At 48.4% G+C, this 15,567-nt stretch carries 10 protein-coding genes and 1 pseudogene; 8 read left to right on the top strand and 3 right to left on the bottom strand.

The features are described from left to right. Nucleotides 1-12: 12 nt before the first annotated feature. The 4 genes from KHO06_RS24925 to KHO06_RS24940 all read left to right on the top strand — a co-directional run bounded on the left by KHO06_RS24925 (nucleotide 13) and on the right by KHO06_RS24940 (nucleotide 10,285). Nucleotides 13-2,433, top strand: a complete 2,421-nt coding sequence (locus KHO06_RS24925; RefSeq protein ID WP_212582791.1) for a GH92 family glycosyl hydrolase — start codon at nucleotides 13-15, stop codon at nucleotides 2,431-2,433. Between the two features lie 47 nt (nucleotides 2,434-2,480). Then, nucleotides 2,481-5,186 (top strand): GH92 family glycosyl hydrolase, encoded by a 2,706-nt coding sequence (locus KHO06_RS24930; RefSeq protein ID WP_212582792.1) that lies wholly within the window; start codon nucleotides 2,481-2,483, stop codon nucleotides 5,184-5,186. A 72-nt stretch (nucleotides 5,187-5,258) separates the two neighbouring features. Then, entirely contained in the window at nucleotides 5,259-7,715 is a 2,457-nt protein-coding gene (locus KHO06_RS24935) for a GH92 family glycosyl hydrolase (protein WP_212582793.1), read from the top strand. 89 nt (nucleotides 7,716-7,804) lie between these two features. Next, nucleotides 7,805-10,285, top strand: coding sequence for a GH92 family glycosyl hydrolase (locus tag KHO06_RS24940; RefSeq protein WP_212582794.1), 2,481 nt, complete (start codon nucleotides 7,805-7,807; stop codon nucleotides 10,283-10,285). 68 nt (nucleotides 10,286-10,353) lie between these two features. On the opposite strand, the gene KHO06_RS24945 is transcribed toward KHO06_RS24940, so the two are convergent. Continuing rightward, on the bottom strand, nucleotides 10,354-11,220 hold the full coding sequence (locus KHO06_RS24945) for a LysR family transcriptional regulator (protein ID WP_212582795.1): 867 nt from the start codon (nucleotides 11,218-11,220) through the stop codon (nucleotides 10,354-10,356). Between the two features lie 103 nt (nucleotides 11,221-11,323). On the opposite strand from KHO06_RS24945, the gene KHO06_RS24950 reads away from it, so the two are divergent. The 4 genes and pseudogenes from KHO06_RS24950 to KHO06_RS24965 all read left to right on the top strand — a co-directional run bounded on the left by KHO06_RS24950 (nucleotide 11,324) and on the right by KHO06_RS24965 (nucleotide 13,181). Further along, a complete protein-coding gene (locus KHO06_RS24950; RefSeq protein WP_212582796.1) occupies nucleotides 11,324-11,935 on the top strand; it encodes a LysE family transporter in 612 nt (203 codons plus the stop codon). 108 nt (nucleotides 11,936-12,043) lie between these two features. Next, complete coding sequence (locus tag KHO06_RS24955) at nucleotides 12,044-12,394, top strand: rhodanese-like domain-containing protein (RefSeq protein ID WP_212582797.1); 351 nt, start codon at nucleotides 12,044-12,046, stop codon at nucleotides 12,392-12,394. A gap of 16 nt (nucleotides 12,395-12,410) precedes the next feature. Next, nucleotides 12,411-12,533 (top strand): annotated as a pseudogene (locus KHO06_RS24960) (enoyl-CoA hydratase/isomerase family protein); the annotation flags it as partial. Between the two features lie 216 nt (nucleotides 12,534-12,749). Beyond that, nucleotides 12,750-13,181, top strand: a complete 432-nt coding sequence (locus KHO06_RS24965; protein ID WP_047476455.1) for a DUF2000 domain-containing protein — start codon at nucleotides 12,750-12,752, stop codon at nucleotides 13,179-13,181. Between the two features lie 171 nt (nucleotides 13,182-13,352). Here the strand turns inward: KHO06_RS24965 and KHO06_RS24970 are convergent, their stop codons facing one another. Both KHO06_RS24970 and KHO06_RS24975 read right to left on the bottom strand, forming a co-directional pair. Further along, nucleotides 13,353-13,784 (bottom strand): VF530 family DNA-binding protein, encoded by a 432-nt coding sequence (locus KHO06_RS24970; RefSeq protein WP_005436283.1) that lies wholly within the window; start codon nucleotides 13,782-13,784, stop codon nucleotides 13,353-13,355. 170 nt (nucleotides 13,785-13,954) lie between these two features. After that, nucleotides 13,955-15,559: an ABC-F family ATPase gene (locus KHO06_RS24975; protein WP_080637544.1), complete on the bottom strand. Its 1,605-nt coding sequence runs from the start codon at nucleotides 15,557-15,559 to the stop codon at nucleotides 13,955-13,957. Between the last annotated feature and the right edge of the window lie 8 nt (nucleotides 15,560-15,567).

Genomic DNA, 15,567 nt, shown 5'->3' on the forward strand with positions numbered 1-15,567 from the left:
AACGGTATGCACATGTTTAAACGTAATCTTATCTCTTTGGCTATCCTGGTTGGTCTGACGGGTGGCTTGGCTGGCTGTAACAGCGACAACGATTCTTCCTCTTCACTGCCGGGCGATCCAATTGTTGATCTCGCGGTGTTGAAATACGTCGATCCTATGATCGGCACAGCAGCTTCTGGTCATACATTCCCGGGCGCGACGGTACCGGCAGGTATGGTTCAACTGTCTCCAGATACTTTCATCGGTTCTAACACAGACCATGAATCAGGACTTAACCCTTGGCACTCGGCATCTGGCTACTGGGATTCATCCAACTACGAAACTGGCGAAGTAGTTAACACTGACGTTCCGCTGTACGGCTTCTCCCATACTCACCTTTCAGGTACAGGCGCAACGGACTTAGGCGACATCTTGGTTCTGCCATACGCAGACATGGCGAACACACAACTGAACTCTTTCGACAAAGCCAATGAAGAAGCAAGCGCAGGCTACTACAAAACCAAGCTGAACCAAGGTCAAATCGAAGTAGAACTGAGTGCAACCAAACGCGTTGGCTTGCACAAATACACCTTTGCTAATGGCGCAGACCGCAACGTGAAGTTCGATTTGGGTCATACCCTAATGAACAACAACGGCAAGTCTTTGAAGAACAAAGTAGAAGTGGTGGACGAATACACCATTCGCGGTCGTAAAACCTCAACAGGCTGGTTCCAAGGGCAAGATCACCAAGGTCAGGACATCTTCTTCTACGCGAAATTCAACCAACCAATCGCCAAAGCACTGTTGGGCGAACAAGATCTAGAACCAACGCGCGAAATGCGTAATGGTGCGGTTTACTCAGGCGATGATCTGACCGCTTACCTAAACTTCGGCTCAGGCGAAGAGCCAATTGAAATCCGCGTCGGTATCTCTCCAGTTAACTGGCAAGGTGCACAGAAAAACTTAGAAGCGGAAGCACCAAGTTTCGACCTAGCAAAAGTGAAAGAAGATGCGGAATACGCGTGGGCTGAGAAACTAGCAAAAATCAAAGTCGAAGGCGGCACAGACGCAGAGAAAACCAACTTCTACACTGGCATGTACCACATGATGATCGCACCAATCGAGTTCTACGATGTGGATGGTCAATACGTCGATATGCTTGGCACGGTGCGCACACTGAAAGATGGCGACACACCAAACTACTCGATTTACTCAACGTGGGATACGTTCCGCGCCGTTCACCCAATGTGGACCATCATCGACCCAGACCAAGCAACGCTTTACGTGAAAGACTTGATTCGTAAATCTAGCGACGAGTTTGGTCTATTGCCGAAATGGGAAGGTCACGGCTCAGAAACCGGCACCATGATCGGCTACCCATCGGCAGCGATTCTGGGCGATGCAGTGACCAAAGGCTTGATTGATGCCGAGCAGGCTTACACCGCATCAGTAAAATCAGCTCGCTACACACCGCATGAGTACCCACAGATTCATGACGACATCCTAAGCTCACTCATGGCTGGTCAGTTGAACTACCACGAGAAAGAACAGTGTGTTCGTTACCCTAACTGGAACTCAGTGTCGTACTCGTTGGAATTCTCATTCTACGACTGGACGATCGCAGAAATGGCGAAAGCTGCTGGCGATATGGACGCGTATGAAGAGTTCAAAGCACGCTCTTACAACTCTTTGAAACACTGGGATGCGAAAGCAGGTAACGCAGACGGCACAGGCTTCTTCGTTCCGACAGAACTGAAAGAAGGCGACCCATGTGCACTGAAATACGCTTCAACTGACTTCGACCCTTACAAGTCTGACGCGTTCTACTACACAGAAGGCAACGCGTGGCAGTGGCAATGGGCGTTCATGCAAGACTTAGACAAGCTGACTGAAATCATGGGCGGCACGCAAGGTCTGAACGACAAGCTGAACAACCTATTTACTGCCGATCCAAATGGCGGCGAAGCACACCAAGACATGACAGGCTACATCGGTCAGTACATTCACGGTAACGAGCCTTCGCACCACGTCATCTATTTGTACAACCGTACTGAAGAGTCTTACAAGGCGCAGGAATACCTAGACCAAGTTTACGACCAGTTCTACAAACCGACGCCAGACGGCATCATCGGTAACGAAGACGTAGGTCAAATGTCGGCGTGGTACTTGATGTCAGCACTGGGCTTCTACCAAATCTCGCCAACCGATCCAACCTACAGCATCGGTCGTCCAATCTTCGACAAAGCGACGGTAGACATTGGCTCTGGCACCTTCACGGTAACGGCTGAGAACAACGGTCCAGACAACATGTACATCAAAGAAGTGACCATCAACGGTAAGCCTCTGGATGTGTACAACACCTTCCAGCACAGCGAATTCAAAGCAGGCGGCGAACTGCACTTCGTGATGACGGCTGACAAGTCTGAAGCAATGCAAGCCAACCTAGGCGAATAATGATTTTGAGGGGACCTCGTGTCCCCTTTTCTCGTGGAATAAAAACAATGAAACTAAAAAGAACCCTACTCTCTACCGCAGTGTTAACAGCCATGCTTGGTCTTGCTGGTTGTGGCAGCGACTCTGATCCAGAAACTCCAGTTATCTCTCCCCCTACTTTGGAATTCGTTGATACCTTGATCGGCACTAAAGGTCTTGGCAACGTTAACCCTTCTCCAGTCATGCCAGAAGGTATGATTCAACCTTCACCAGATAACTTCGATCCAAACGGTTGGAATGGCAAAGGCTCACCTGTTGAATACGATCCTGTGCACAGCCTGCTTTCTGGCTTCTCAATGACCCACATTTCTGGCGCAGGTAAAGGCGACCTAAACGACTTCGCTTTCTTGCCATACACAGGTTTCAATACTGATGCCGTGACCATGGATAAAAGCTCGGAAGTAGCGGAGGTTGGTTACTACTCGGTTGATCTTGTAGAAACCGGCGTAAAAGCTGAGCTGTCGGCGACCGACCGCGTGGCATTCCAACGTTACACCTTTAAGCCGGGTGAAGATCGCAAAGTGCGTATCGACCTGCAACACGAACTGTTAGAACAATACGGCAACCACTCTCGCAGCATCTACTACAAACGCGTTAATGACACCACAGTTGTAGGCGCGCGTACCTCAAATGAATGGGGTCAATGGCAAACCGTGTTCTTCGCGGCAGAGTTCTCTGATCCAATCATTGAAGAGAATCTGTACACCAAGCTGGCTTCTGAAAGCAAACTCACTCCAACTGACGCTACTGAAGTCGGCTTAGAAGATTACCGTGGTTACGCAGAGCACAAACCAATGCCGGGCGAACCAGAACCTGACCCTGAACGTTTGGCAAAACGCGCAAACGATGTCCTGACTCACTTGAACTTTGGTAAGAGCGATGAGCCATTGGTGGTCAAAGTAGCGATTTCTGGCACTGGCGTTGACGGCGCACTGAAAAACCTAGAAGCAGACACCAACGGCTGGGATTTCGACAACGTCGTACAACAAAACCGCGTGGCTTGGGAAAACATCCTTGGCGAGTTTGAACTAGAAGGCGGTAACAAAGCTGACAAGACCATGTTCTACACCTCGCTCTACCGTACGTTTGTTGCCCCATTCCTATACCAAGACGTGGATGGCAAATACCGTGGCATGGATGGCAAAGTGCACCAAGCAGAAGATGGCTTAGTGAACTACTCAGTGTACTCAATGTGGGATACTTTCCGCGCCGCACACCCACTGAAAACCATCATCGATAAAGACCGCGCGATTGAACACGCACGCGATCTATTGAACAAATACCAAACGGGCGGCGTGCTGCCAAAATGGGAACTGCACTCGGATTACACTGGTGAAATGGTCGGTCATCCTGCGGTTTCGGTTATCGCCGATATCATGGTTAAACACCCAGAAGCCTTTACTGCTGCCGAGTTTGATTTGGCACTGAAAGCGGCTGACGAAACGGTCAACTTCAACCTTGATAAAACCGAAAGCTGGGTGCCTTACCAAGATGCCTGGAACGGTGACAAACGCTTCACAGTAATGACGCGTCATAACGACTACCAAGAAGACGTCGGCTTTATTCCAGCTAACACCAAATGGGCGCCGGATTCTGGTGATAAGCCGGGTTACGTAGAAGGCTTAAAAGTCGATAAATACGACGAGCTCGTGAACGAGTCGGTGTCTTACGGCCTTGAGAATGCTTACTACGACTGGTGTATCGCTCAGATCGCTAAACTTGCGGGCAACGACCAACAGTACGACCGCTACATGGCACGTTCTGAATCGTTCAAGAGCTACTTCGATTACAACCCAGAGCAATACGGCAAACTGCAAGACACCAAAGGCAACGCATTGGGTGCGACGGGCTTTATGCGTCCGGCTTACATGAACAGCGGCAGCAAGATTTGGGCAAACAACCTGAAAGCCGAATGTTTGGACGAGAACATGGCGCTGTCTATCCCAGACGGTATGGACTACAACGCGTGTAAAGACCGCAAAGCACTCAACGAAAGTGACGTGTTCTGGCCTTACCGCGCCGAGCACCGTGGTGAAGACTTCACCGAAGGCAATACATGGCAATGGACATGGTTTGCACCGCACAACTTGAACGGTCTGGCTAACGTGATGGGTGGCGAGCACATCGACCGTACTGACTTCTCTCTTCCTGAAGACGTAACCGAACAAGGCAAAGCGGCATTCCTCGCTAACTTAAATGCGCTGTTTAATGCGGACTCCAACGCCGATACGAGCCAATCACACGACATGTCGGGTTACATCGGTCAGTTCGTGATGGGTAACGAGCCTGATCACCACGTTCCTTACCTCTACAACTGGACGGCGGAACCTTGGAAGACACAAGAAATTGTCGACCAAGCGATGAACGAGTTCTACCACCCAACACATGAAGGTCTGATTGGTAACGAAGACGTCGGTCAAATGTCTGCGTGGTACGTGATGTCTGCATTGGGCTTCTACCAAGTCACACCGGGCGAAGCAAGTTACACCATCGGTCGTCCTCTGTTCGACAAAGCCGTGATTCCAGTCGCGGACGGTAAATTCACCATCACCTCAGAAAACAACAGCCAAGAGAGCATCTACGTGAAGTCGGTGACCATCAATGGCAAACAATTGAGTGACAACTTCAGCTTCGCGCACAGCGATTTGAAAGACGGTGGTGAGCTGCATTTCGTGATGACTTCAGACAAATCTGAAGCGATGAAAGCGCAATAACCGATACCTATCCAAATAACGAAAGGGGGCATCTAGCCCCCTAAAAAACTTCACTTCAGTGGAACCATAAAAATGAAACTAAAAAGAACCCTTATCTCTACCGCTATACTCGCTGCCATGTTTGGTCTTGCTGGTTGTAACAGTGATGACGACAACAGCAAATCTGGAACACCATCCCTCGACACCACGCTAACCCAATACGTCAATCCATTGATTGGTACAGGCGCAGATGGTCACACCTTCCCTGGGGCGGTTGTGCCTTACGGTTTGGTACAACTTTCTCCTGATACCGAAATGGAAGGTTGGGGCTCTGCCGCCGGTTACTTCGACCACGGCAAGCTGACTGAAATCCCAGTGTATGGTTTCTCCCACACTCACCTTTCTGGCACAGGCATTACCGACCTTGGTGATATCTTAGTTCTGCCTTTTACCAAAAAAGAAAACGCCGTTTTCAACACCTTCGATAAAGACAACGAAACCGCAGAAGCGGGCTACTACGCGGTTGAACTGAACAAAGGCGAAATCAAAGCCGAGCTAACCACCACGCAACGTGTTGGCTTCCACCGCTACACCTTCAAAGAAGGCACTACGCCACACATCAAGTTCGATTTAGACCACACTCTCAACAAAGGTCACTTCAACAACCGCACCATGAAGGGGGATTTAGAGTTCATCGACGCTTACACCATTCGCGGTTTACGTAGCTCAAACGGATGGGCGAACAACCAGCACGTGTACTTCTACGCCACCTTCAACCAACCTATCGTCAAAGCCATTGCTTTAGTTGACGGCGCAGAAACGGAAATCGATGTAAACAACGACAACATCGACGCAGTGAAAACCATCGCTTACCTAGAATTCGCACCATCATCAACACCGCTAGAAATCCAAGTAGGCTTGTCACCAACAGGCACAGAAGGGGCGGAGAAAAACCTAGAAGCAGAAGCGAAAGATGTGTCATTTGATACTGCGCGCGCTCAAGCCAACGACGCATGGCACCAAGAGCTTAGCCGAATGATGGTATCTGGCGGCACGGAAGATCAGAAAGAGATCTTCTACACCGCGCTTTACCACGCTTCTATCGCGCCAATGATCTTCCAAGATGTCGACGGTCAATACCCTGCGATGCGTACTCGCATTCAAAAAGACGCGGGCGACACACCAAACTACTCTGTGTACTCCATGTGGGATACCTTCCGTGCAGCGCACCCACTGAAAACCATCATCGACCCAGAACGTGCCGAAGAGTTTGCCAACGACCTGATTCGTAAATACGAAGACGGTGGCATCTTGCCGAAATGGGAACTGCACAGCCATTACACGGGCACTATGATCGGCTTCCCTGCGGTTTCTATCATTGCTGACGCGATGGCGAAAGGTTTAGACATCGACCCACAACTGGCTAAAGAAGCGGCTGAGTTTACGGTGCGTTACCACGAGGCGTCTGAATTCCCAGATTGGACAGAAGACAACAACATCGGCGCAGCAAACGTTGTGCAAGTGAAGGTGTACGAAGAAAACGGCTTTGTTCACCACGGCTACTGGAACAGTGCGTCTTACACGCTTGAGTTTGCTTACGGCGACTGGGCAATGGCAGAAATCGCGCGCATGGCTGGCGATGTAAAACTACAAGAAGAGTTTATGACTCGTGCCGACAACTGGCTTAACCATTGGGATGCCGAGACGGGCTTCTTACGTCCAAAAAACCACCCGCTGAGCTCATCACCAAACAAACCGCCTTTGGAGTTCAACCAACCAATTGATGAAGAACGTTTGGATGAGTGTGAAATGGTTGAGTGGCCAGAAGGCTCAGGCGTGATGAAAGAGAAATGCCCACTGCTACCATTCGACCCTTATTATGTGGACGAGTTTGCCTACACCGAAGGGAACGCGTGGCAATGGAAGTTCCAACCAATGCACGATTTCAACCGTCTGAAACAAGAAATCTACCAAGCAGACTTGGCACAAGGCAAAGACACCACGCCAGAGAAAGCCTTCCGTGAAGACTTGGACGAGCTATTCAATGCGCGTTCTTCAAACACAGGTGAAGAGCTGCCAGACCTAACGGGTTACATCGGTCAGTACATGCACGGTAACGAGCCATCGCACCACATTCCTTACCTATACGCGCTAACGGATGAGCCATGGAAAGCGCAAGAGTACCTAGACCGCATCATGTCAGAGATGTACACCAGCGAGCCAACTGGTTTGATTGGTAACGAAGACGTAGGTCAGATGAGCTCTTGGTACTTGATGTCGGCAATGGGCTTCTACCAAGTGACGCCTGCAGATCCGGTGTACACCATCGGTCGCCCTATGTTTGATGAAATCACCATTCCAGTGGAAGGCGGCAAGTTCACCGTCATCGCAGACAACAACAGTCCACACAACAAGTACGTGAAGTCCGTAACCATCAACGGCAAACCGCTGGATGCCAACTTCACCTTCAAACACAGCGAAATCAAAGCGGGTGGCGAGCTTCACTTCGTCATGACGGGTGACAAGCAAGAAGCGCTTCAAGCTCAGTAACGTTTTATGTAATTCGTGTTTAAAGAATACACAGATAGATTAACTCAGTGGCAGGAAGTGACGCGCTTCCTGCCTAAGGAATCAAGATTATGAACTTTACGAAAACCGCTATCGCCACCGCAGTAATTGCAAGTGTTATTGGTTTGGCTGGCTGCAACGATGACGACGATAACACCTCACCAAGCGTCGATACTTCCAACCTAAAATACGTCGACCCATTCATTGGTACCGGCTTTAACGGACACACCTTCCCGGGTCCTGTTGTGCCAGAAGGCATGGTGCAACTTTCTCCAGATACCGAGCTGATCGGCTGGCACTCTTCATCAGGTTACCACTTCGATAAAAAGACCCTATTTGGCTTCTCCCACACTCACCTATCTGGCACGGGTATGGGCGGCTTAGGTGACATTCTGTTCCTGCCGTTTACCGAAGACAAAGCCAAATACATCGAAGACAGCGACGATTACCGCGAAGCGATTTCGGTCAAGATGGACAAAACCTCAGAAGTGGCAGAAGCGGGTTACTACTCGGTGAAAATTGCAGAGAACGGTATCAAAGCTGAGCTTACGGCTTCTGAACGTGTCGGGTTCCATCGTTACACCTACCCGCAAGGTCAACCACAACGTCTGAAGATAGACCTCAACTCCATCCTTAACAGCGACTGGGGTTCGACCTCTCTACGCAACAAACTGACGGTGAGCGAAGACGGTCATACCATCACGGGCGAGCGCGATGCAGCGCACTTCTCTGGTTGGGCGAAAAACCAAAAAATCTTCTTCTATGCGACTTTCGATAAGAAGATCAAAGACGTCTACATCCTTGCTAATGGTAAGCCTGTTGACGGCCTAACGGCAGAGCACGTTTCTGAATTGATTTACGATGACCAAGGTAATCCAGTTAAGCGTGTCAAAGCGGACGTCACTGCCTACATCGAATTTGAAGAGGAAGGCTCACAAGAGTTGAATGCGCAAGTGGCGTTATCTGCGGTTGACCCTCAAGGTGCAGAAAACAACTACGATGCCGAAGCGAATGTCTCTTTCGATACTGCGCGCAACAACGCGCGTGAGAAATGGGCAAAAGCACTCAACTTCTCAATTGAAGGGGGCACAGAAGATCAGAAAGAGATCTTCTACACTGCGCTTTACCACACCAAAATTGCACCTATGGTGCATCAAGATGTAGACGGTCGATTCCGTGGCATGGGCAAAGGCTCGATTCGTGAAGGCGAAGGGGAATACTCCATCGCTTACGGTCAAGCAACGGAAGAACAGCCAAACTTCTCGGTTTACTCTCTATGGGATACCCAACGTGCATTACACCCACTAAAAACCATCACAGAGCCAACTCGCGCGGTGCAATACGCGAAGAACCTAGTTCAGAAGTACACTGAAAGCGGCTTGCTGCCGAAATGGGAGCACTTAGGTGACGAGACAGGCACCATGGTCGGTTACCCAGCGGTAGCAGTGATTGCGGATGCGATGACCAAGTTCCCAGAAGAGTTTACTCAACAAGAGAAAGAGCTGGCGCTGAAAGCCGCGATCGACTCTTCAACTTATGAGAACTACCCAGCACTGCAAGCCGATTGGGATCAAGGCGTATTGGATCGTACTTTAACCAAGCACATCGATTACATTGAGAAAAACGGCTTCACGCCAGCTATCCAACGTGTCGATGGTGAGCCAGTATTTGAAGACTACACGGTTGAGTCTGTTTCTTACGGTCTGGAAAATGCGTTCTATGATTGGGCTATCGCGCAAATCGCCAAAGCAGCCGGTGATACTCAAGCGGAAGAGCAATACCTTGAACGCTCAAAAGACTACAAAAAATACTTCGATTACAACCCAACAGAATACGCAGAACACGGCGTGACGGGCTTTATGCGCCCAGTGATGATTGATGAAACCTTCATGACCCCATTCGACCCATACGGTACGGAACACGAGACAGGCAACTACACCGAAGGTAACGCGTGGCAGTGGACTTGGTTTGTACCGCATGACATCGCAGGCTTGAAGACCATTATGGGTGGCGATGCTGAGTTCCAGAAAAACCTAGAAACAACCTTCACCGCAGAAAGCCAAGGCACAGAAACACCGGATATGTCTGGTTTGATTGGTCAAGTTGCGTTTGGTAATGAGCCTTCACACCACATTCCTTATCTATTCAACTGGACCGCAGAACCATGGAAGACACAACAAGTCGTCGACCACATTCTGGATGACATGTATTTCGCTGCGCCAGAAGGCGTCATTGGTAACGAAGACGTTGGCGCAATGTCCGCTTGGTATGTGATGTCTGCATTAGGCTTCTACCAAGTGAATGCGGCAGAACCTATCTACACTGTGGGTCGTCCACTATTCGACAAAGCGGTGATTCCGGTGAAAGGCGGCACGTTCACCATCACCACAGAGAACAACGCCGATGACAACATGTACATCAAGTCTGTCACCATCAATGGCAAAGCTTTAGATAATGGTTTCTTCTTCGACCATTCCGAGTTCAAACCGGGTGGCGAGTTGCACTTCGTGATGACAGGCGATCAATCTGAAGCAATGAAAGCGCCTCAATAAACCTCTATCACTCTTCCCTCTTCAAAGGTCAGTTCGCGAGAGCTGGCCTTTTGTTTTCAAAAAAATGCTTAGTTATTGGGCACACACTCCGCCATTTGGGTTTGCAGCCAAAGCACAAATTTTTGTTCCAGTTCAGAACGTGCTTTGTCTTGAGTCAATAAGACATAATCATGCCCTGACGGCACAAAACCAAATGGCGCGACAAGGTTGCCACGTTTGAGATCGTCCATCACCAGAGGATAAGAGCCCATCGCCGCACCTAAACCGTCGACTGCAGCTTGAATGCAGAAATAGAAATGCGCGAAAGACTGTTCTGCTTTTCCGTTTATCGACGCTTTACCAGATCGCTGCATCCATTCGTGCCAAGCTTCAGGTCTGGTTTGGCTGTGTAATAGCTTCACGGAGTTCAAATCACTTTTCACTTGCTGCCAGTAGTCTGGTGAAAACACTGGACCCACCCACTCTTCCACCAGCTTGGTTTTGGGGTAGTGATACAAAGGCTCAAAGTCATCTCGACGAATTGCCATAGCAAGCCCTGTCGAGCCGAGCGTTACAGGTCCTCCCGCAGTCGAAAGCCGAACGTCTGCGTCACAACCATCATTAAACGTGGAAAGCCTCGGCATCAACCAACGCATGGTTAACGTTGGCTCACAAGAGACTTCAAGGTATTGATGCTTTTCCTGCACCAGCTTGTTCACGCCAGTCTCCAACGCTTGGAATGCTTGCTCGGTATAGCTTTTCAGCATCTCACCCTCTTTAGTGAGCAGCATATTACGCCCCTGTTTGTAGAACAGAGGCTGAGCCAGATAGGTCTCCAACACTTTGATCTGCTTACTCACTGCGCCATGCGTAATATTGAGCTTATTTGCTGCCTCACTAAAACTCGCAGACGATGCTGCGACATGGAAAACATGAAAGGATTTAAGATGCCTCATCTGTGACTTTTTCTCACACTTAGCGAAATTTGTTTCGGTTATAGTCTCCGAACTCTCGACCTACAATTGCCCCATTCATAACAACGAAGAAACAGGAAACACCATGGAGCTTTTCAGCCTTGCCTTATTAGGCATACTCATTGTCATCAGTCCTGGAGCTGATTTTGTATTGGTTCTTAGAAACAGCCTCAACAATGGCAGACAAGCGGGAATTTGGAGTGCCGTGGGCATTAGTCTTGCGATTTCGGTGCACATTACCTATTCATTGCTTGGTATCAGTTACTTAATCTCACAGAACGAATGGTTGTTCAGTTTGATTCGCTACCTAGGCGCGGCTTATCTGATCTATCTCGGATTGAAAGGGATTTTTGGGGCTGATTCTCAACAGAAAATAGAGGGGGAAACACAAGAAAGCATCTCCATTTGGCAGTTCTTTTTCCAAGGCTTTTTGTGCAATGTACTTAACCCAAAAACCATGTTGTTCTTCTTGAGTATCTTTAGCCAAGTCATCGATCCGAATACAGAATCGCAGCACCTAGCTTTAGGTTACGGTGTCTACATGATTGCGCTACACGGGATTTGGTTTTCTATGGTTGCCATCTTGTTTACTTCACCGCGATTGCAGAGTTTATTACTGCGCGTGAAACATAAGTTGAATCAAGCTTGTGGCGCTGGCTTACTGGTGTTTGGTGCCATGTTAGGGTTAAAGTCATAACACGCTGAGTTACGACATTTCGACTGATGCCACATCGAAGTTTGATAATCGCACGTATAATCTTCATCAGAACGATTAAGGGCAATTGACCTTGAGGAAAGGAACTCAATGAAAAAACTACTTCCGATTGTATTCACTTGTTTGAGCTTAGCTTTCACCGCACCATCGGTATTGGCTTCTGAACGTGCTGAGCAGGGTTGGCAATGGATTGAGCAAGGCGCAATGATTGTCGATGTACGCACACCACAAGAGTTTGCCGATGGTCACTTAGACAATGCGGTTAACTTTCCGCTTTCAGAGTTAGATAAACACTTTGCTAATGTCGATAAAGATACGCAAATCGTGCTTTACTGCCGAAGTGGTAATCGCTCAGGGCAAGCGTATCAGTACCTACAATCACAAGGGTTTACCAACCTTCATAACGCGGGTGGCTTAGTTGAGATGCAAAAATCGAAGTAACGACTAAGTCGCCGTAAAAGCGCAAAAAACCGCGGCGATCATCGACGCGCTCCTAAAACACGGTGGTCAAACAGAACGTGAAGCGAAAGACATCCAAGGCATCTTTGTGGATACCGCGGCTGAGCTAAACAAACAATAGAACTTGGTTCATCCTCGACCTAAGGCACCGACACTCCGTTGGTGCCTTGTCTATTTGCAAACTCGGGAAATCTTATTGCATGAAAAACGATTAAATCATTCGTTTATTGCAAACTTGGCTTTTCGACAGCAATGTTAGAAACAAAATTGCGCGCGCGAAGAAATACAATGGAGACAGTTAAACAATAGCCAGATCATTAGAGAAACGAGGTCCTCCATGAATCAACTTCCCGACGAAAACCAAAAACGATTTGTTGCCGTAATCAGTAAAAAAGTCGAAGTGGGACGCGCCGTTAACGTAGTAGGACACTTGAGTGTAAGCCTTGCGAATCAACTTTCTGATGGCGACGCAGTCTACACCGACTACCACGACCTCGACGGCAATGTTCATCCAAATATCTCGCACTATCCGTTTATCGTCTTGAGATCGGATAACTCCAACAAAATCAGAAAACTTCGCCAAGAAGCACTCGACAAAAGTATCCCCTTCTCCGATTTTACTCACACAATGGTAGAAGGCGGCTCTGAGGTTCAACAGCAAACTACCAAAAACACGCTGGAAGCTGAATTAGAATACTTGGGTATTTGTTTGTTCAGCGAGACTGAAACCCTTCGAGAATTGACCAAGAAGTTCAGCTTGTATCGCTAACACATAGAGCTCAGCTTCCTTGTTCCCTAACCAAATGGTTCTTAATAGGAAATCGAGCTAGCAATGTCGCCTCAGAGACACAACAAAAAAGCCAAACTGGGTAGTTTGGCTTTTCATCAAAATCATTCTTGTACCTAGGCATCAAGCCTACAGAACAAGAGAGCTGAAAGTTTATCGACGGCGGTTGTTAAAGCGAGCACGATCTGAGCGTTGCTTTGCTGAACGCTCTTTGTGGGCAGATGCTGCCTTCGCTTGTGAAGCCAGAATTGACTCAACCGTCAGTTCCATTGGTTCACGCGGCTCCAATCCATGACGGAAAGTACGTGCACGTGGTGGCAGGTTGTACTCGTATTCAGACGCCTTTGGCATGCGCTTGTAACGGTATAGGTAGAAGTTTTCTACACGCTCACGAGCCCATTCAGTTTTCTTCAGGTATTTAACACTGCTTGCGATGCTTGGCTTGGTGTTGAAACAGTTCATACGCATTGCTGTGTCGAGGATTTCCCAACCGTAATGGTCAACAAGCTGTTGCAACATGTCTTCTAATTTAAGACCGTGTAGCGGGTTGTTCTTCTGCAGTTCAATACGTTCTTCGTCGGTCATAAATTCATGGCTCATGAACGGCTCCTTAATTATGGGTAGCGAGCATGGTACTCACTACCTTACCTCTATTAGGTTTAGATTAATTCATCATAGTGAACAAGCCATCAAAGTTCTGTTTAACAGGTATACCTTCTTGGCTTGTTCACAATTATATGGCTTAGCTACGTTGGTTACGCGGCACTCAACATTTTTTGCTGATGTGCCATGTACTCTTCGAACGTACCTTGGAAACTCACTAACTGTTTGTCTTTCACATCAATGATCGACGTCGCCAAAGACGATACGAACTCACGGTCATGACTAACGAAGATCAAAGTACCAGTGAAGTCTTTTAATGCGCTGTTAAGTGCTTCGATAGCTTCCATATCCATGTGGTTGGTTGGCTCATCCATAATCAGCACGTTGATGTCTTGCATCATTAGCTTACCAAACAGCAGGCGGTTCTTCTCACCACCCGAGCAGTTTTTCGCCTTTTTGTTGGCATCGTCAGCAGTAAAAAGCAAGCGACCTAGAATGCCACGCACCATTAGGTCATTGTGCTTCACGGTACGCCACTGCGAGATCCACTCAAAGATGGTCAGATCATTATCAAAATCTGCACTGCTGTCCTGTGGGCAGTAACCAATCGAAGCGTTTTCAGACCATTTTACTACGCCTTGAGTTTGCTCGAGTTCGTTCACTAGACAACGCAGCAAGGTCGTTTTACCCACACCGTTTTCACCAATGATCGCAAGGCGAGTGCCCGCTTCAAGTAACAAATTGCCTTTTTCAAACAACAATTCATCACCAAACGAGTGACCAAGGTCTTGCAGTTCCAACGCTAAGCGATGCAGTTTTTTACCCTCACCGAAATCAATCGATGGGCTAACACGGCTACTTGCTTTCACTTCATCGAGTTGGATTTTTTCCATCTTCTTCGCGCGAGAACTGGCTTGTTTTGCTTTCGATGCATTCGCACCAAAACGGTTTACGAATTCTTGAAGTTCATTGATTTCAGCGGTTTTCTTCGCGTTAGAAGCCAGTAACTGCTCACGACGAAGACCAGATGCCTCAAGGAAGTATTCATAGTTGCCAGGGTAAATGCGCAGTTCGCCGTAATCGATATCTGCCATGTGAGTACACACAGAGTTTAAGAAGTGACGGTCGTGCGAGATGATGATCATCGTACATTTACGTTGGTTCAACTCTTCTGCCAACCAGTTGATGGTGTGAATGTCCAAGTTGTTGGTTGGTTCGTCGAGCAACAAGATATCAGGGTTTGCAAACAGGGCTTGCGCCAAAAGCACACGCAGTTTCCAGCCCGGAGCAACTTGTTGCATCAAACCAAAATGCAGTTCTTCTTCAATACCCGCTTGAAGCAAAATATCGCCAGCACGGCTTTCTGCTGTGTAGCCATCCATTTCTGCGAACTCACTCTCAAGCTCAGCGACTTTCATACCATCTTCTTCGCTCATTTCAGGCAATGAGTAGATGCGGTCACGTTCCTGCTTCACTTCCCAAAGCTTGCGGTCGCCCATGATCACAGCGTCAATCACGCTGTATTGCTCGAACGCAAACTGATCTTGGCTCAATACGCCCAGTTTCAGCCCTGGAGTAATAGACACATTGCCCGAGCTTGGCGTTAGTGCTCCGCTCAGGATTTTCATAAATGTCGACTTACCACAGCCGTTTGCGCCAATCAGACCATAACGGTTACCGTTGCCAAATTTAGCAGAGATATTTTCGAACAGTGGCTCGGCACCAAATTGCATGGTGATATTGTTTGTACTAATGATAGCGGCGT

Origin of the sequence: Vibrio sp. B1FIG11, assembly GCF_905175335.1 — a bacterium.
Classification (GTDB): Bacteria; Pseudomonadota; Gammaproteobacteria; order Enterobacterales; family Vibrionaceae; genus Vibrio; species Vibrio campbellii.